Consider the following 17,644-nt stretch of genomic DNA (forward strand, 5'->3'; position numbering starts at 1 on the left):
CAACGGTGGCGGGGCGACGGCGGAATGAGGGGTGGCATCCCCAAGGGTCCTTGATGAAATCTTGATGATTCGCCGAACGTGCCTTGAAACTCCTCGTCGACGCTTCGGGGCATGGACACCTTCGAGCGCTCGCGCATGATTCCACACTTCGCCCTCCGCCCGGGGCATCGCGTTCAACGCACGGCCGCGGCCGGCCTGATCGCGCTGACCGTGGCGGGATGTGCCCTCGCCCCGCCTGCCCAGCGTCCCGAGATGCGCTTGCCGGCCCGCCTGTCCGACGACGGGATCCCGCTGAGCACGCAGACCCGCCCGGACGTGGCCCTCACACCGCAGGAGCGTGATTTCATCGCTGCGTTGGCCCCCGACCGTGACCTCGCGCCGCTGGTCTCGCGAGCGCTGGCGGCCAACACCGACTACCGGCTGGCGGTGCTCCAGGTCGACCAGTCCCGGGCCCAGTACCGGCTGCAGCAGGCCGATCGGTGGCCGACGGTCGGCGTCTCGGCGACCCAGTCGCGCCAGCGTTTCGACAGCACGGAGCAGGACGCGCGGTATGGCCAGAAGCAGGTCTCGGCCACCCTCGGTCTCGACGACTACGAACTGGACCTCTTCGGCCGGCTGAAGTCGCTGTCCGATGCGGCACGCGAGCGTTATCTCGCCTCGTCCCACGGGCAACAGGCGGTGCGAGGCGCGCTGGTCGCCGAGGTGCTCCGGCTCTACATCCTGGAACGCAGCGCGGCGCAGGCGCTCGATGTGGCGGCAGCGCTCCATGCCCACAGCGCGGACCTGCTGGCCCTCGGGCAGCGTCAACGCGCGGTGGGCCTTGCCTCCGACGACGACGTCGACCGCCTTCGGGCGCAGGACGACCGGGCGGCCGTGGCCGAGGCGCAGTCGCGCGAGTCGCATCTCGGCCTGCTGCGCGCGTTGCGGCTGATGACCGGGTCGGATGTCGCGCCGGTGGGGCCGCTGGCGCCGCTCGCCAACGCGTCAAGCCAGCCGGCCGCCTTGCGCGACCTGGATTCGCGACTGCTGCTTCAGCGTCCGGACGTGCAGCAGGCCGAGGCCGAATTGCGTGCCGCGCACGCGGACATCGGTGCCGCACGGGCCGCGTTCTTCCCATCGATCCGCCTCAGCACCGGCATCGGCACGGCCAGCGAGGGCCTGCGCGGTCTTTTCGCGAGCGGCAGCGGCGTCTGGAGCTTCATGCCGCAGTTGACGCTGCCGCTGTTCGACCACGGCCGTCGCCAGGCCGCGCTCGATCTGGCCCAGCTGCGGCGCGAGGCGGGCGTCGTGAGCTACGAACAGGCCGTCCAACGCGCGTTCCGGGAGGTGCTCGAGGCCCTCGACGCGCAGTCCACCTGGCGTGAGGCCGAGCGCCGTCAAGCGGATCAGGACGATCGCACGCAGCGCCGCGCGCAACGCGCGACCGCCCGCGCCGAGGCTGGCTGGGTCGATCGCGCCGACCTGCTGGCCGAGCGCATCGCGGCCGGGCAATCAGCGCTGGCGCGGCTCGAGACGCAGCGCGATGTGGCGCTGAACCGGGTGCTGCTGTTCCGAGCCTTCTATGGCGTCGCGCTGCCCGCTTCCGCCGCCGCCCTTTGAACCGTCCCCCGATGCGCCCGGCGCATCAGCCACCCTGTTTCGCCTCCCTGTTTCGCCTCCCTGTTCGCCTCCCTGTTCGCCTCCCTGGAGCACCCATGCCTCATCTGTCTCATCTGTCTCATCTGTCTCATCTGCCTCATCACGTTTCCCTCCTTCTCTCGCGCACCGGCGTGGCAGTCGTCGCGTCGATGACCGCTTCGGGCGCCGCCATCGCCGCAGACGGCCCGACGCCCTCCTCGCTGCTCGGCGACAAGACCGAGATCACCGTCGGCGCCGCCGCGCAGCTCGCGCCACGCTACGCAGGCGCGGACCGCACGCGGCTGCAGCCGGCCCCCGTGCTGGTCGTTCAGCGCGGCGTGTTTTTCCTCGACACGACGCGCGGCGCCGGCCTGCAGTTCCAGACGGACTGGGGGCTGTATGGATCGCAGTCGATGTTCTACGACTTCGGGCGCCTGCAACGTGACAGCGACTGGCGCCCCGGCGACCGCCGCCTGGCCGGCATGGGCGACGTGCGGGGCTCGCTGACCACGCGCAGCCTGCTCGTGCAGAACCTGGGCCATGGCCTCTCGGCCAGCGTCGAGGCGGAATTCGCGCTGCGCGATGGCGCGCGCCGGAACCGATACCGCACCGGCGTCGAGTACGACGTGCTGAAGGCCGGGCGCGAACACGTGACGCTGGACGTCGACGCCTTGTGGGGTGACCGCCGCTACAACCAGGCGTACTTCGGCGTCACGGCGGCGCAGGCGGCCAGCAGCCGTTTCGCCGCCTTCCAGGCCGGTGGAGGCCTGTATGCGGGCAGCGTGGCGGCCACCTGGGAGCACCGCTTCGACCCGCACTGGACGGGATCGCTGGAACTGCGCGGGACGCATTATTTCGACAACGCGGCGCACAGCCCGGTCGTCGAACGCCGCAATCCCGTGTCGACCACCCTGGCAGTCACCTACGCCTACTGATTCGATGCAAGCAACGATGAAATTGCCCTTGAGCACACGCCCTTCCCGTCGCGTCGCGAGTGCCTGCCTGCTGGCCGTGGCGGCCACGGTGCTTGCCGGCTGCGGCCGCGCGAACGTGGCGCCACCCGCTGCGCCGCGCACCGTGAAGCTGGAGACAGCCGGCATCGGCGCTGCAAGCAGCGACACCCGCTTCATCGCCATGGTCCGGCAGGAGCAGCGTGCCGACCTCGCCTTCGAACAGGGCGGTCGCATTGCGGCGATTGCCGTCGATGTCGGCGACCGCGTGCGCCAGGGCCAGGTACTGGCACGGCTGGACCCGGCACCGATGCTGTTGAAGCTGCGTCAGGCCGAGGCGCAGCTGCGTGCCACGGCCGCGCAATGGCGCGAGCGCGACAGCCAATGGCGGCGGCAGCAGGCCATGTTCGATGACGGGGCAACGTCGCGCGCGACGCTGACGGCGGCGGAGGCCGCCCTCGATGCCGCGGCTGCTCAGCGGCAGACGGCGGAAGCCGACCTGGCGCTGGCGCGGCGCACGGTGCATCAGAGCGAGATCCGCGCGCCCTTCGACGGCAGCGTGGTCGCGCGGCTGGCACAGCCGCAGGGCGATGCGGCGGCGGGCCAGGTCTTGCTGCAGTTGGAGGGCCTCGGGCGGCCACAGGCAGTGGCCGTCCTCCCGGGGGACATCGCCAGCGGGCTGCAGCCGGGCGCGCTGGTGCGCGCGCGGCGTGCCGGTGCCGCCGAGCCCTTCTCGCTGCGCTTGCGCGGTGTCTCGTCGCGCCTGGACGCCGGCGGCAGCGCCCAGGTGATCCTCGACTTTCAGGGCGCCGCCAACGCACTGCGCAGCGGCGACAGCCTGTCGCTCGACCTGATTGATGCGCCCGCTGGCGCCCCGGCCGGAGCGCTCACGGTGCCGCTGTCGGCGGTGATCGCCGACGCCCGCGGCGTCAACGCCGCCGTCTTCGTTTATCAGCAGGCGGCCGGACGCGTCACCCGTCGCCCGGTCACCCTCGGCCCGATTGCCGGTGAGCGCTTCGTCATCAGCGCCGGCCTGAAACCCGGCGAGCAGATCGTGACGGCGGGGTCGGCCTTCCTGAGCGATGGGCAGGCGGTCCAGCCGCTGCCCGTGGCATCGCGCCTCGCCGACGGAGGCCCCCTGTGAAGCTCACGCACTCCGCCCTGGGGGCCAGCCGGCTGACCCTGTTGACCGCCGTGCTGCTGCTGTTGGCCGGCGTGGCGACCTTCCTGGATTTCCCTTCGCAGGAAGAGCCCTCCGTCACCGTGCGCGACGCGCTGGTATCGGTCGCCTTCCCCGGCATGCCCAGCGAGCAGGTGGAGCAACTGCTCGCCAAACCCACCGAAGAGCGCCTGCGCGAGATCGGCGACCTCAAGCGGATCGTCACCACGGTGCGGCCCGGCAGCGCCGTGCTGCAGCTCACCGCCTACGACCGGGTGAGCGATCTGCCCGCGCTCTGGCAGCGCGTGCGTGCCAAGGCCGGTGAGGCCGCCGCCGAGCTGCCCGCCGGCACGGTGGGCCCGTTCGTCGAGGACGACTTCGGCCGCGTCGCCGTCGCGTCGATCGCCGTCACGGCGCCAGGCTTCGGCATGAGCGAGATGCGTGAGCCGCTGCGCCGGCTGCGCGAGCAGCTCTATGCGCTCCCGGGCGTCGAGCATGTGTCGCTCTACGGCCTGCGCGAGGACCGCGTCTACGTCGACTTCGACCGCGCCCGCCTGGTCGAGGCCGGCGTGGCGCCGGCCGCGATCGCGCAGCAACTGCAGGCGCAGAACGTCATCGCGCCCGGCGGGCTGATCTCGGCGTCCGGACTCGCCATGACGGTCGCGACCTCGGGCGAGATCCGCGGCCTCGACGATCTCCGCCACTTCCTCGTCGCGGTGCCGGCGGCCGCCGGCAGTCGTCAGGTGCCGCTCGGCCAACTGGCGCGGATCCAGGTCTTGCCGGCCGATCCGCCGGAGAGCGCCGCGGTCTATCAAGGGCAGCCGGCGGTTGTCGTGGCGGTGTCGATGGCCCAGGGGCGCAACATCGCCGCCTTCGGCAAGGCACTGCGGGCAAAGCTGGAAGAGACCCAGCGCCTGCTGCCGGTGGGCTTCGAGCAGCACGTGGTCACCTTCCAAGCCGACGTCGTCGAGCGCGAGATGGGGAAGATGCATCACGTCATGGGCGAGACGGTGGTCATCGTCATGGCCGTGGTGATGCTGTTCCTGGGCTGGCGCACCGGACTGATCGTCGGCGCCATCGTGCCGCTGACCATCCTCGGCGCGCTGATCGCGATGCGCGCGCTCGGCGTGGAGCTGCAGACGGTGTCGATCGCGGCGATCATCCTGGCGCTGGGCCTGCTGGTGGACAACGGCATCGTCATCGCCGAGGACATCGAACGCCGCCTGGTCGCCGGCGAGGAACGCCGCCACGCCTGCATCGAGGCCGGCCGCACGCTCGCGGTGCCGCTGCTGAGCTCGTCGCTGGTGATCGTGCTGGCCTTCTCCCCCTTCTTCTTCGGCCAGACGGCCACCAACGAGTACCTGCGCTCGCTGGCGGTCGTGCTGGCGGTGACGCTGCTCGGCTCCTGGGTGTTGAGCCTCACCGTCACGCCGCTGCTGTGCCTGTACTTCGCTCACGTGCCGGCGACTCATGGCGCCTCGGACGATCAGGGCGGATCGCGCTTCTATCGCGGCTATCGCGCGCTGATCGGATGGGTGCTCGATCACAAGGCGCTGTTCATCGGCAGCATGGTCGCGTTGCTGATCGCGGCGGGCGCGGTGCTGTCGAACATCCCGTACGACTTCCTCCCCAAGTCGGACCGGCTGCAGTTCCAGATGCCGGTGACGCTGCAGCCGGGCAGCGACTCCCGCCAGACCTTGCGTACCGTCGAGGCGATGAGCCGCTGGCTGGCCGACCGCAACGCCAATCCCGAGGTCGTGGACAGCATCGGCTATGTGGCCGATGGCGGCCCCCGCATCGTCCTCGGGCTGAATCCACCGCTGCCAGCGGCCAACATTGCGTACTTCACCGTCAGCGTGCAGCCGGGGACGCGGATCGACGACGTCCTCGCCCGAGCCAAGCGGCACATGCGCCTGCACTTTCCCGAGCTGCGAGCGGAGCCGAAGCGCTTCTCGCTCGGCAGCACGGAGGCCGGCGTCGCGATCTATCGCGTGTCGGGGCCCGACGAGGCTGAACTGCGGCGCATCGGCGGCGAGATCCAGGCCGCGCTGGCCTCGGTGCCCGGCAACGTCGATGTCTACGACGACTGGATGACGCGCGTGCCGCGGCGCGTGATCCAGGTCGATCAGGCGCGGGCGCGCCAGGCGGGTGTCTCCAGCGACGACATCGCCCGGGCCTTGCAGATGCGCTACGGCGGCGTCGCGGCGTCGGTCGTTCACGACAACGGCGTGTCGGCGCCCATCGTGCTGCGCGGCGGCGCGTCCGAACGCGCCGCCAAGGGCTCGCCCGCCGACACGCTGGTGTATCCGTCCGCGGGCGGCGCGCCGGTGGCCCTGTCGGCCATCGCCTCGGTGACCAGCGACACCGAGCCGTCGACACTCGTGCGTCGCAATCTCGTGCGCACGCTCACCGTCACCGGGCACAACCCGACGCGGACCACCAGCGAGCTGGTGCAGGCGATCGCGCCGCGGATCGCCGCCATCGCGCTGCCGCCGGGCTACGGCATCGAACTGGGCGGCGAGATCGAGGACTCGGCCGAGGCGAATCAGGCGCTGCTCGAGTTCATGCCGCATGCGCTGATCGCGATCCTGCTGCTCTTCATCTGGCAGTTCAACTCGTTCCGCAAGCTGTTCATCATCGTCGCCAGCGTGCCCTTCGTGCTGATCGGCGCGACGCTCGCGTTGCTGCTGACCGGTTATCCGTTCGGCTTCATGGCGACCTTCGGCCTGCTGGCGCTGGCCGGGATCATTGTCAACAACGCGGTCCTGCTGCTGGAGCGCATCGAGGCGGAACGCGCCGCCGGTCTCGGTCGGCGCGAGGCAGTCGTTGCCGCGGCGGTCAAGCGACTGCGGCCCATCGTGATGACCAAGCTGACCTGCATCGTCGGCCTGATCCCGCTGATGCTGTTCGCGGGACCGCTGTGGACCGGCATGGCGATCACGATGATCGGCGGACTGGCGCTGGGCACGCTGGTGACGCTCGGGCTGATTCCGGCGCTCTACGACCTCCTGTTTCGTTGGCGGGTCATGCGCACGGAGGTCGACCGCTCGGCCCGCCAACATGCGGGTGGCCAGATGGAGGGGAAATAGCTTCTCGCTATCCAGCCAAACTCCAAGGAGCGTTTGAATCGGGCCTGATCCAGGCCAAGAGTTGCGCTTCATCGGTCGCCATTCGTCTTCGCTGCGATTGCCACCGATGGTGATGAGCAGTTCGCGGAGCCACGGCCGGAGCCTCTTTCGCTGCTGACCTCCTGCGTTCTGCCGTGACCATGCCGAAGCAAGCATGGGCCAGACGACGTAGCCGTGATGATGCCCACGATGAGGCTAATGCTTGAAGGCGACCGAAGCAAAGACAGCAAAGCTTCAGATAGGAGTACGCTGCGACGCCATGGGCAGTCTCTTCACCGTCATCCGGGCACTTGAGCACTTGGACACGCTCAGCGGCATGCGCCTGTCCGTCACAGGCATCTTCTTCCTTGACCGTGACACGCCCGGTATTTCCGACAATCCACAAGCTGGGCATCAAGACCACGCCGAGTCGACCATCTGGCTGAGCACCGGCAGCGGAGCGCACGGCCTCGATGAGCAGATCTGTCGACGCTGGCGGGGAGAACGAATCGTGGTGGTCGGGACCCTTGTCGCCTGCAGTCAAGAGCGCGGCTGCAGTCACCCGGGCATGTGGCCCGCGGTACTCCTTGCAGAGGCCGCCCGGAGAGCTTAGATCGCCAGTGCGGCAGGGCTGATCAGGCCGGTAAACGCGATTCTGGCAAGCGTTTTCCTAGCCGGCGTCGAGCGCAATATCGATAGCGGTGGAAACCGATCTGACCACCGCCGCGCGCTCCGATTCGTTGTGGCCGCGACAGGCGTTACCGCGGAGTTCCAGGAACTCCGGATCGCAGTTGATCGTGGCGAACCACGTGAGCGAGTCCCCGAGCCGGGCAAGATCCACCGAGACCTTGAACACTGGACCGGCACCGATGCACCCGTAGAGAAAGTCGATACCCTTGAACGTGGTCATCGTTACTCCTGCGAAATGGCCGATGAACGCCTGGCCGCGGCGACCATCAAGTTGGCCAAGGCGCGCTCCAGTCCTTGGGATCGAGTTGGTCCTGGATGCCTTTCACTGTCTAGCGCTCGAGTTTGAGCGGCAGGTCGATGACGAGCGCTCGCCGCGCTGGCGCCTACCAATGTCGAGGAATGACCAATCTCCTCCGACAGAGATGTCATGGCTTCGTTGCACCGCATATTTTTTTGAGCGCCGAGACGGCTGAGAAGCCGCACATAGAAGCTCGCGAACGCGGGATGTGGCCGCACTGACGTGCAGGTCAGTGGCGATGATTGGAGCACGAATATGGCAGCCTCATGGGCGATCTTTTTCGCCCGTCGAGGCCGGAGTTGATTGCGTGCTTTATGTAATAAGCGCCAAATGTTGGCCCCTACGCTTGAGCGCCTGCAGTCCCGCGCCGTGTGCGACTGACAGAGATCTGCCTTGTGCTCGCTACGGGCTACGTCTATGTGTAGGCTCTGACGGCGATCGCGGTCTGCTTCGTGCCAGCCCGTGATGCCGTTCGAGGAGGTGGAGCCCCCATGCGTAGCCCGCTCCCCGCGTTCCTGGACTTGATCCCGGACGACCTTGGCAGATCGGCACCGTGCAATCAGTTGCTGACGGCCTGGCCACGATCGAGCCGTCGTGTGGCGGAACGCTCAAGGCCCGTGGCGCCGCCACAGCTGGCGAGAACGCGCTCGTCGTTCGAGGTGGTGCGATTTAGAGTGCGGCGCCCTCGCTTCCGATTAATTGATCGACGTCTGTGCCGTATCGACGGGTATCGGAAATCCAAGAGCGACGCCACCGCCTTTTCGTTGGGAGCGGGCTTTGCCCTGTCGTCGGTTGAGGGACGCCGGCCGGCGAAGTAGGCTGAGTCGCCGCACGCACTCGATGCTCTGGGAGTAAGGCCTATGGACAGCGGCAACCACCTTCCGACTGCTGGGAGAGTCCTTTACATTGAGGACAACCCGACCAACCTGCGACTCATGCAATGTTGGGCTGACCAGGTGCCTGGTCTGGAACTACTCATAGCTGAGACGGGGCAGACTGGTATCGAGGTGTTTGAGCGGGTTAGGCCGGACGCAGTGATCTTGGACATGCATCTACCCGATCTCCCCGGCGCGGAGGTCCTCAGACGCCTTCTGGCGGCCGAGGGACGGCGTGAGGTTCCGATCGCCCTGTTGACCGGCGACGCAGCCGCCGAGGATGTTCGCGCGGCCATCAAAGCTGGTGCTTCGGCCTATTGGATCAAACCGGTTGACTTTTCCCGGCTCCATCGTGAGCTGGGGGATCTGCTACGACGGGCGGAGCGTCCCGATTGAGGCCTCCCGGGAGTCGAGCAGAAACTCGCGGTATCGTCCGCCCGAGCCAAGCGCCACACACTTCCTCCCTAAGCGTGCGGCTAGACGAGACGCGATGAACTTTTGACGCCACGGCACAGTCGGCAATGCTGGCGCATTTTTGTCCGATGAGGCTGCTGCTATCGCACCGGCTGACAGGCTGAGCTTTGACGGACGCGCTGGCGGTCGTGGCCGCACCGCAAAGCGAGGATCTCGCCTAGCTGCACCATGGAGACGGGCTTGATAAGGTCGACGTCAAAAAGTGTCGGCTCGTACGAAGTCTGATCGCCAGTTCGGCCGCTTGCACTCAGCGACACCATCAAAGGAGGGCCGAAGCCGGTTCGAGCTGCCACAGTGACCGCCATCGCGTTGCCAGAGCGCAGATACGGTTCCATCACAACTGCGTCTACATGCTCTTGGGCGAGGCTCATGAGTGCCTGCTCAATCGTGAGCACGCAAATCGCTCGCCATCCCTCAAGTTCAAGCCAAGCCGCGACAGCTTCGGCAGCGTCCGGGAAGTCGGATGTCCGGTCGGCATACGTGCATTTTAAAAACAGCCGCGCACGCCCGCCAACATGAGATTTCCACCAGGGGCATTTCAGTCGTTGATGGATGCGAGCACCCTAGGCACGGCTCAGCGGGTCAACATGACTTGCCGGGACCCTTACGCTGGTGTCGCTTACAGGTGCCAAGTCCGCACACAGCGCGCCGCAGCAGCCTCCGCGCTGCGGTGGGCACATCCACGAGCAGCTTGCTGAAAAGTGCCGCGGCCGGTTTCGCCCATCGCGCGGTGAGACGCCCCTACGCCGATCAGATGACGGCCCACACGCCATCGCTGGTCGACGGCACCGAGGAGACCCTCCGTGCCGCATGCCCTGACGAGGTCAATGACGCATGACGCATGCTTCCCCCCGCCTGCGCAGCAGCGGCCCCGTGCGTTTCGCTGCTATCGATCTTGAATGCGTCGACCGACTCAACCATCCGATGGGCTTGCTCCCTCAGGCTATCCGCGGCAGCCGCGGACTCTTCAACGAGCGCGGCGTTTTGCTGGGTGGCTTGGTCCATCTGTGCGACCGCTTGCTCGATCTGGGATACGCCGGTGCTCTGCTCTGCGCTTGCCGCACTAATCTCGGACATGACGTCGGTCACGCGCCGGATCGCGGCAACTACCTCATCCATGGTGGCGCCAGCTTTATCCACGAGGGCGGTACCCTCCTCAACACGGGTGGTACTGTCCTCGATGAGCTGTTTGATCTCCTTTGCCGCTTGTGCCGAGCGCGTAGCCAAGCTGCGAACTTCCGACGCCACAACTGCGAATCCGCGCCCTTGTTCACCTGCGCGCGCAGCCTCCACGGCCGCGTTCAGTGCCAGGATGTTGGTTTGGAACGCGATCCCATCGATGGTTCCGATGATGTCGCCGATCCGCTTGCTGCTGTCCTGGATGCCTCGCATCTTCCCGATTACTTGACTGACGACCTCGCCGCCCCGGCCCGCCACGTCACTGGCGCCCCGAGCTAGCAGGCTGCCTTGCACGGCGTTGTCGGCGTTTTGCCGAACGGTGGCGCTGAGCTGCTCCATGGAAGAAGCAGTTTCCTCAAGTGCGGATGCTTGCTCCTCGGTGCGGCTCGACAAATTGTTGTTGCCGTGCGCAATCTCTTGGCTGGCGCCGGCGATGGTGTGCGCAGCTTGGCGCACCTGACCGATCAGGGTGACGAGTTGCTGCTGCATTTGGCCCATCGACGCGAGCACGCTGCCCTGAGGTGCTGAGTCGGCACCGCTGACGGTACTCAGATCCCCCTGTGCCACGCGCCGCGCGACCTCGCTCAGCACGGCGGGCTCCGTGCCGAGCGCTCGCAGCATGCGCCGGGTGATGAAGAGTCCGAGCGCGATCGCGGCTGCAATGGCCAGTGCGCTTGCGATCCCGAGCTGCCAGCTCTGGGCCGCGTAGTCGGCTTCTGCCGAGCGCACGTTCTCATTGCCCTGGGCGCGCGTCACATCGACGTATTCGTGCGCCGCTGCAAGAAGGGCCGAGAGCAGCGGGCGGCAGTCCCGGCTGATCGCCAGCGTGGCCTCCTCACGTTTGCCGGCATCCGCCATCGCAACGATGCCGGCAGCCACCGGGCTGTACTTGGCCTCGATTTCCAGGATGCGTGCCAGGATTGCGCGCTCCCGATCGCTCGTGGAGGAGCGCTGGACGGTGCTCTTCAGCTTCTCAAGCGTTTTACCGAGCTCCGCATGCGCACTGAGCGCCATCTCTTTGCCTGCCTGCAACTCGCCGGGGGACTGAGCGATGGCCATGTCCCGCACCCCGATCGCGCGGCGGTTCGCCTCGATTCGTAGGTCGACCGCCAGCCCTTCCCGTTGGGCAATACCGTTCACAAAGTCGGTGAAACGGCCGCTCGTGGCACCAAGATCGTGAAGTGCCAGGAGGGACACAGCGGTCACACACGCCGCCAGCAGACCGAACGCCAGCATCAGAAGCTGCTTCACAGATAAACGCGACATTGGCACACCCGATCAAGTTGGCAGAGGGAAACCTGCGCGGTCGCAGGACTGATGGGTGCAAGTGTGTGCCGTACGACAACATTCGGAAAGTCGGAGTCTCCGCTTTCTGGTGAAGGAGCTTTGCCTACATGAACTGGCTCGCGCTTGCAGTTGAACGACATCCTCCCGGGGCGTAACGCCGAGCCTATTCCAGTGTGAGCGGTAGCGGCTCTGGCGCGTCGGGGGGCGCTGCAAGGGGCACCGTCAGCGTTCCTCCGCCATCCCCAATCTGGCAATAGAAGTGCAACCTCGAAAGGGGTAGAACTCATCTGAGCCCAATCGCACAGACGCGGACGCCGCAGAGGGAATGACATGGAACAGCTCAACGGTAAGCTGACGTCGACTACCGCGCCGCAGTACATGCGCAGCATCTTCGCCACGCCGATCGGCTGTCGGGCCCCGCGCCCGCTCGTGGGATACGGAGGTTCGATCACCGCCTACCGCCGAGACCACGGCACCAACGCTTCCATCTCGACCCAGGACTTTTCGCGCCGCGTGCTCCGCTTCTTTGCCGCCTGCCCAGCACTCGTAAAGCTGAGTCGCTTCATCGACTCACCACCTGCTCTTCGACGCCCTCGGTCATGCATGCTGCATGCCGGTCGAAAAATTGATCAGCGGAGCCTTAATAGTCGTGAGGATCTACCGAGCGATCGTGCAGCTTGTTCCAGGCCGTCCCAGCTGCGCACTCAAGTAGCGGCACGACATTTGATCGCACTAACTACGCTTGCCACGCTCACCGCAGCGGCGTTGGCGCAGGGGTCGGAGCCGCCGATCATCACCAGCGCATTCTCGAACGCACCCGGCGGAATCACGATCGGCTGGAGCCACACCGGCGTCAACGTCTTCGGCTTTATCGTTGAAGAACAGGCCACAGGTCCGGTGGCTTCGCTCGGACCGGATGTGCGCTATTTTCCCGCCCTTGGATTGCGGCCAGCTACCCGGTACGCCTATCGCGTCTGCGCAGTGTTCGATTCCAACCGGGTTTGCTCGAATGATGGCGATTACGTCGCACTTACCACCATGCCGCCCGAAAGCCGGCCACCTCCGGTCGCGCCTCCCCCACCCACCGCGCCACTGCCTCCGCGCGACCAGGCGCTGCACAGCCCGGTCATGAAAGCCTTGGCATTCCGCCGACCGGCCAACGGTGCGATCGTCGTGGAACTACGCTGGATCAACCCCTGGACCGACGCCCAGCGGATTAATGCGGACAGCCCTTCGTTAGAACGCAATGGAGTGCCGCTGCATTCGGGGGAAATTCGAAACTACGTGGACCGCCAGCCGCCGTCGAGCGCTGCCTACCGCCTGTGTTTGAAGAATCCCGTCAACGCAATCTGCAGCGCGCCGGTCACCGCCGGCGCACGCGGCGTAGAAGCAAGATTTCGCACGCTGGACGACCGCTTCATGATGCACAGTGGTTGGATGGGTTTCGTCGACAACGTCAGAAACCCCGAGGCCGCCGCTCACGCCTCCTTCATCCTACGCCCCGGGTTAGATAAGGGCGAGAACACTGTCAGCTTCGAGTCGACCGCCGTCCCCAACCACTACTTCGTCAACGATCGCGGCCGTATCGTCGTGCGGCGCATCGAAGACGTTCCACGGTTCTGGCGCGGCGCGTCCTTCATTGCTAGGGCGCCCCTCGGCGCCCAGCCCTTGAGCCAGTTCCTCAGCTTTGAAGCGGTCAACGAACGCCCGGGCCACTTCCTGCGGTTTATCGGCAACGAACTCCGCGTCACCGCCGACGATGGCACGCCGGCGTTCAAGTCCTCGGCAAGCTTCGCGCAGGAAGATGCGTTCGTCCCGGCGCAATCGAGCCGGTTGGACACGCCGGGGAGACCGCTCCCGCGCCGCGAACGGCAGCCCACCGCTCCGACCAAGCCGATCTGCGAAGCGGCTCTTGCAGCGCCCGGCCGCGTGCCATACAACACGGTCGCTATGCTTTTGCAGCGCTGCATCGCGTCCAAGGCCTCCCCCGACCGCTGCGAGCGGGCCCGCCAAGCTCTCGACCGCGGCCTCCCTAAAGCCACGTTCCAGGCCTTAATGGCGCAGTGCATCGCCGGACCGGACAGGCCGACGCCTTGAACTAGCCAGCGATCTAGCACCACTGGTCACAGAGATCGGCGGCGCCTAAGATTTTGACGAAGGTATGACCCGTTGGACCTTGGCCCGGTTCAGGCGAGAAGCAGATGCCCCGCCTTGGAACCCCCAAGAATAAGATTAGTGACTCACTCGCTAACGCCCTACGGAGTTCTGTGAGGGAAGGGCGTACTATCAAGTTCCAACTGAGCGGGGGCTCCTTAGTGCCCTGTCCCCGCGCGCTCGCGCCCATCAGCCAGCAAGTGCACCGGGAGGTGCCCAATGCCGGCCATGGACCTGCTCCAGGAATGGCAGCGCGCGGAAGCCGCCTGTAACGCGGCCTATCGAGCGATGTATGCCAAGGTGAAGAATGGTGTGTTCGTGGACGCTGATGAGATGGCGCACTTGGCGCAGCTGTCGCATGCAGCCCGGCAGAGCTACTACCGGTACCTCGAACAGGTCGCTGGCGGCGTGCTCCCCAAGCCGCTATAGCCTGCGCGTCGCCGACGCGCTTGAACCTGCGATCGGTTGGTCTTCGACTGGGCGCGGCAGCGCTTTGCGGAACATCGCAGGAGAACGGGGTCGGCGTCCGCGAGGGATTCAGAAAGCAGTGTGGCCCGACGCGAGTCACAAGAGAAGTTGCAGGTGGTTGAAAGGCGCCGGCAGACCGGGGGTGGTGATCCACCTCTGCGCGGCCCCATCGGCTTAATTTGCCATCAAGGAGCTTCTCGCATGGTTCGAGAGGTCGTTGATCAGTGTCTCGAAGTCGAGTGCTTTGTCGTAAAAGCCGTCCGCGCCGAAACCCAGCACTATCGGCTCATACGTAGCTCGGTCCTCTGAGCTCAAGACGAATATTCGACCAGCAAAATTCATAGCTCGGAGCGATCTGATGACGCCCACGCCCGATCCATGTTGAAGGTGGAGGTCGACGAGGACGGTGTCAGGACAACTAAGTGCAATAGCTCCTAGAGCGGCGCTCTCGGTGGCGGCCTGCGCAACTACGTCGATGGAGGCACAGGCTTGTTCCAGGCGCGAAACCATCAGGCGGCGCAGCATCGCGGAATCTTCTACCAAGGCGATTTTCATGTTTGTCTCCGTTCGACTGACATCCTCGCCTGACTCACCTCTGCCGCCCAGAAGTCGGTGCCGTAGAGCCACGTGAGTCAGGTCGCAGGGATGGTGTCGGTCGAACGCCTACAGCCAGGACCTGCGCCGAAGGGAGCGAGGGGACGGCGCGCGACTGGCGGACCGGTCCGCAGCCCGACTCGCGATCTCCTGTCCGATATCGACCTACACGACTTTCATCGTCTCCTGGATGGCGCGTCCCATTGCGCTGCCGTACAACCCTGGCATGCGCTATTGGAGAAGTTTTTCCACGAACGGTGTTGTTTTCCGCGTCGAAGTGACCCACCCCTAGGGGTAATTTCCATCTAAATCTGACCCACGTATCAACCCTAGCCTGCTGCTATTTGCAGCAGGGGTACAGGAGTGATTGACGTGGCGACACTGAGTGTCATCAGACGTTGGGCACTGCGTGAGCGGCTGTCCATCCGCGAGATAGCCAAGCGCACGGGCCTGTCTCGCAACACCATCCGCAAGTACCTCCGCGCCGGCGCCGAGGTTCCGCAACACAAGCCGCGAGTCAGTCCCAGTCGACTCGACCCGTTCGCAGAGAAGCTCGCGGGCTGGCTCAAGACCGAGAGCAGCAAATCCCGCAAGCAGCGGCGCACCATCAAGCAGATGCACGCCGACCTGGTGGCGCTTGGCTACGACGGCTCCTACAACCGTGTGGCCGCCTTCGCCAGGACCTGGCTGGCCAAGCGCCAGGAGACTGAGAAGACCACTGGCCGTGGCACTTTCGTCCCGTTGGCGTTCGGTCCCGGTGAGGCGTTCCAGTTCGACTGGAGCGAGGACTGGGCCGTGCTCGGCGGCGAGCGCACCAAGCTGCAGGTAGCGCATACCAAGCTGAGCTACAGCCGCGCCTTCATCGTGCGGGCCTATCTGCTGCAGACGCACGAGATGCTCTTCGACGCCCACAACCACGCATTCCGCGTGCTGGGCGGTGTGCCGCGGCGCGGCATCTACGACAACATGAAGACCGCCGTGGACAAGGTGCGGCGCGGCAAGGAGCGTGACATCAATGTGCGCTTCAGCGCCATGGTGAGCCACTTCTTGTTCGAGCCTGAGTTCTGCAATCCGGCGTCTGGCTGGGAGAAGGGCCAGGTCGAGAAGAACGTCAGAGACGCACGTCACCGCCTCTGGCAGCCCACGCCCGAGTTCCCTGACCTGGCTGCGCTCAACGCATGGTTGGAAGACCGCTGCCAGGCGCTGTGGGCTGACATCCCGCACGGCAAGCTCAAGGGCTCCGTCGCGGCGGCCTGGGCCGTGGAGCGCCCGCAGTTGATGCAAGCACCGCGTCCCTTCGACGGGTTCGTCGAGCACACCAAGCGCGTCTCGCCTACCTGCCTCGTCACGTTCGAGCGGACTCGCTACAGCGTGCCGGCGTCTTATGCCAACCGACCGGTGAGCCTGCGCGCCTACGCAGACCGCATCGTGGTGGCAGCCGAGGGCAACATCATCTGCGAGCACACGCGCGTCATCGACCGTCGACACGACGTGCCCGTCACCACGGTCTACGACTGGCGTCATTACCTCGCAGTGCTTCAGCGCAAGCCAGGCGCGCTGCGCAACGGCGCACCCTTCGTGGAGCTGCCGGATGCTTTTCGCCAGCTCCAGCGAGCGTTGCTCAAGCAGCCCGGAGGCGACCGGGAGATGGTGGAGGTGCTTGCCCTGGTGCTCCAGCATGACGAGCAGGCCGTGCTCGCGGCCGTCGAGCTTGCGCTGGAGACGGGTGTGCCAACCAAGATGCACGTGGTCAATCTGCTGCATCGCCTCGTCGACGGCAAGAGCAGCACGCCTCCACCCGTCAGCGCCCCTCAGGCACTTCAGCTCATCAACGAACCAGAAGCCAACGTGACGCGCTACGACGCGCTGCGCGGCCCAGAGAGGAAGGTGGGATATGCGTCATGACCCAGCAGCGGCGTCGCTCGTCATCATGCTGCGCGAGCTCAAGATGTTCGGCATGGCGCAGGCCATCTCCGAGCTGGCCGAGCAAGGTGCACCGGCCTATGAGGCCGCTCAGCCCGTGCTGGCGCAGCTACTCAAGGCCGAGACCGCTGAGCGGGAGGTACGAGCCGTGGCCTACCAACTCAAGCAAGCTCGCTTCCCGGCGTACAGAGACTTGGCTGGCTTCCAGTTCGAGCACAGCGAAGTCAACGAAGCGCTGGTCCGTCAGTTGCACCGCGGTGACTTCATGGAGCAGGCTCAGAACGTCGTGCTGGTGGGCGGTCCAGGGACTGGCAAGACCCACCTGGCCACAGCACTTGGCGTGCAGGCAGTCGAGCACCTGCGCCGGCGTGTTCGGTTCTTCTCCACCGTGGACCTGGTCAACCAGCTCGAGCAGGAGAAGCTCTGCAACAAGAGTGGCCAGATGGCTCATCGCCTCGCCCACGCCGACATGGTGGTCCTTGATGAGCTGGGCTATCTGCCCTTCAGCGCCTCCGGCGGGGCGCTGCTCTTCCACCTGCTGAGCAAGCTCTACGAGCGCACCAGCGTCGTCATCACGACGAACCTGAGCTTCAGCGAATGGGCCAGTGTCTTCGGCGACGCCAAGATGACCACGGCGCTGCTGGACCGGCTCACGCACCACTGCCATATCCTTGAGACCGGCAACGATAGCTATCGGTTCAAGAACAGCTCAGCCCAACCCACCAAGAAGGAGCCCAAGTCCAGAAAGTTACCCACAGCCTGAGCCGTCAGTGGCTCAACAAGGGTGGGTCAAGATTCGATGGAAATGGTGGGTCACACGTACGCGGAACTGAACAGACCGCCATCTTCGACGGCATGTTGGCTGACCG

The 17,644-nt window shown here is 65.9% G+C and carries 12 protein-coding genes and 1 pseudogene; 9 read left to right on the top strand and 4 right to left on the bottom strand.

All coding sequences use genetic code 11. The annotated features are described in order from the left end of the window. Window positions 1-135: 135 nt before the first annotated feature. From ACQ4L4_RS23360 to ACQ4L4_RS23375, 4 genes are all read left to right on the top strand, one after another. A complete protein-coding gene (locus ACQ4L4_RS23360) occupies window positions 136-1,599 on the top strand; it encodes an efflux transporter outer membrane subunit (protein ID WP_431101233.1) in 1,464 nt (487 codons plus the stop codon). A gap of 170 nt (window positions 1,600-1,769) precedes the next feature. Continuing rightward, the gene (locus ACQ4L4_RS23365; RefSeq protein ID WP_431101234.1) at window positions 1,770-2,552 is read left to right on the top strand and encodes a MipA/OmpV family protein; all 783 of its coding nucleotides are present in this window, start codon (window positions 1,770-1,772) and stop codon (window positions 2,550-2,552) included. 28 nt (window positions 2,553-2,580) lie between these two features. After that, a complete protein-coding gene (locus ACQ4L4_RS23370; protein WP_431101235.1) occupies window positions 2,581-3,711 on the top strand; it encodes an efflux RND transporter periplasmic adaptor subunit in 1,131 nt (376 codons plus the stop codon). Further along, window positions 3,708-6,815, top strand: a complete 3,108-nt coding sequence (locus ACQ4L4_RS23375) for an efflux RND transporter permease subunit (protein ID WP_431101236.1) — start codon at window positions 3,708-3,710, stop codon at window positions 6,813-6,815. The genes ACQ4L4_RS23370 and ACQ4L4_RS23375 overlap by 4 nt, the downstream gene beginning before the upstream one ends. Before the next feature lie 688 nt (window positions 6,816-7,503). On the opposite strand, the gene ACQ4L4_RS23380 is transcribed toward ACQ4L4_RS23375, so the two are convergent. After that, window positions 7,504-7,743, bottom strand: a complete 240-nt coding sequence (locus ACQ4L4_RS23380) for a hypothetical protein (RefSeq protein WP_431101237.1) — start codon at window positions 7,741-7,743, stop codon at window positions 7,504-7,506. Window positions 7,744-8,681: 938 nt separating this feature from the next. Between ACQ4L4_RS23380 and ACQ4L4_RS23385 the strand changes: the two genes are divergently transcribed. Beyond that, complete coding sequence (locus ACQ4L4_RS23385) at window positions 8,682-9,092, top strand: response regulator (protein WP_431101238.1); 411 nt, start codon at window positions 8,682-8,684, stop codon at window positions 9,090-9,092. A gap of 828 nt (window positions 9,093-9,920) precedes the next feature. On the opposite strand, the gene ACQ4L4_RS23390 is transcribed toward ACQ4L4_RS23385, so the two are convergent. Beyond that, on the bottom strand, window positions 9,921-11,615 hold the full coding sequence (locus ACQ4L4_RS23390) for a methyl-accepting chemotaxis protein (RefSeq protein WP_431101239.1): 1,695 nt from the start codon (window positions 11,613-11,615) through the stop codon (window positions 9,921-9,923). A 392-nt stretch (window positions 11,616-12,007) separates the two neighbouring features. Then, window positions 12,008-12,202, bottom strand: a pseudogene (locus tag ACQ4L4_RS23395) (IS5/IS1182 family transposase); the annotation flags it as partial. A gap of 562 nt (window positions 12,203-12,764) precedes the next feature. Between ACQ4L4_RS23395 and ACQ4L4_RS23400 the strand changes: the two are divergent. Both ACQ4L4_RS23400 and ACQ4L4_RS23405 read left to right on the top strand, forming a co-directional pair. After that, window positions 12,765-13,733, top strand: coding sequence for an AbfB domain-containing protein (locus tag ACQ4L4_RS23400; protein WP_431105003.1), 969 nt, complete (start codon window positions 12,765-12,767; stop codon window positions 13,731-13,733). Between the two features lie 285 nt (window positions 13,734-14,018). Then, entirely contained in the window at window positions 14,019-14,219 is a 201-nt protein-coding gene (locus ACQ4L4_RS23405; protein ID WP_431101240.1) for a hypothetical protein, read from the top strand. A 213-nt stretch (window positions 14,220-14,432) separates the two neighbouring features. Here the strand turns inward: ACQ4L4_RS23405 and ACQ4L4_RS23410 are convergent, their stop codons facing one another. Next, window positions 14,433-14,813: a response regulator gene (locus tag ACQ4L4_RS23410; RefSeq protein WP_431101241.1), complete on the bottom strand. Its 381-nt coding sequence runs from the start codon at window positions 14,811-14,813 to the stop codon at window positions 14,433-14,435. 402 nt (window positions 14,814-15,215) lie between these two features. Here ACQ4L4_RS23410 and istA point away from each other — a divergent pair, with 402 nt between their 5' ends. Together istA and istB are read left to right on the top strand one after the other, a co-directional pair. Continuing rightward, a complete protein-coding gene (gene istA, locus ACQ4L4_RS23415) occupies window positions 15,216-16,757 on the top strand; it encodes an IS21 family transposase (protein WP_431100838.1) in 1,542 nt (513 codons plus the stop codon). Then, window positions 16,747-17,538 (top strand): IS21-like element helper ATPase IstB, encoded by a 792-nt coding sequence (istB, locus tag ACQ4L4_RS23420; protein ID WP_431100837.1) that lies wholly within the window; start codon window positions 16,747-16,749, stop codon window positions 17,536-17,538. The genes istA and istB overlap by 11 nt, the downstream gene beginning before the upstream one ends. Window positions 17,539-17,644: the final 106 nt, after the last annotated feature.

Origin of the sequence: Roseateles noduli (assembly GCF_050626985.1) — a bacterium.
Lineage (GTDB): Bacteria > Pseudomonadota > Gammaproteobacteria > Burkholderiales > Burkholderiaceae_C > Roseateles > Roseateles noduli_A.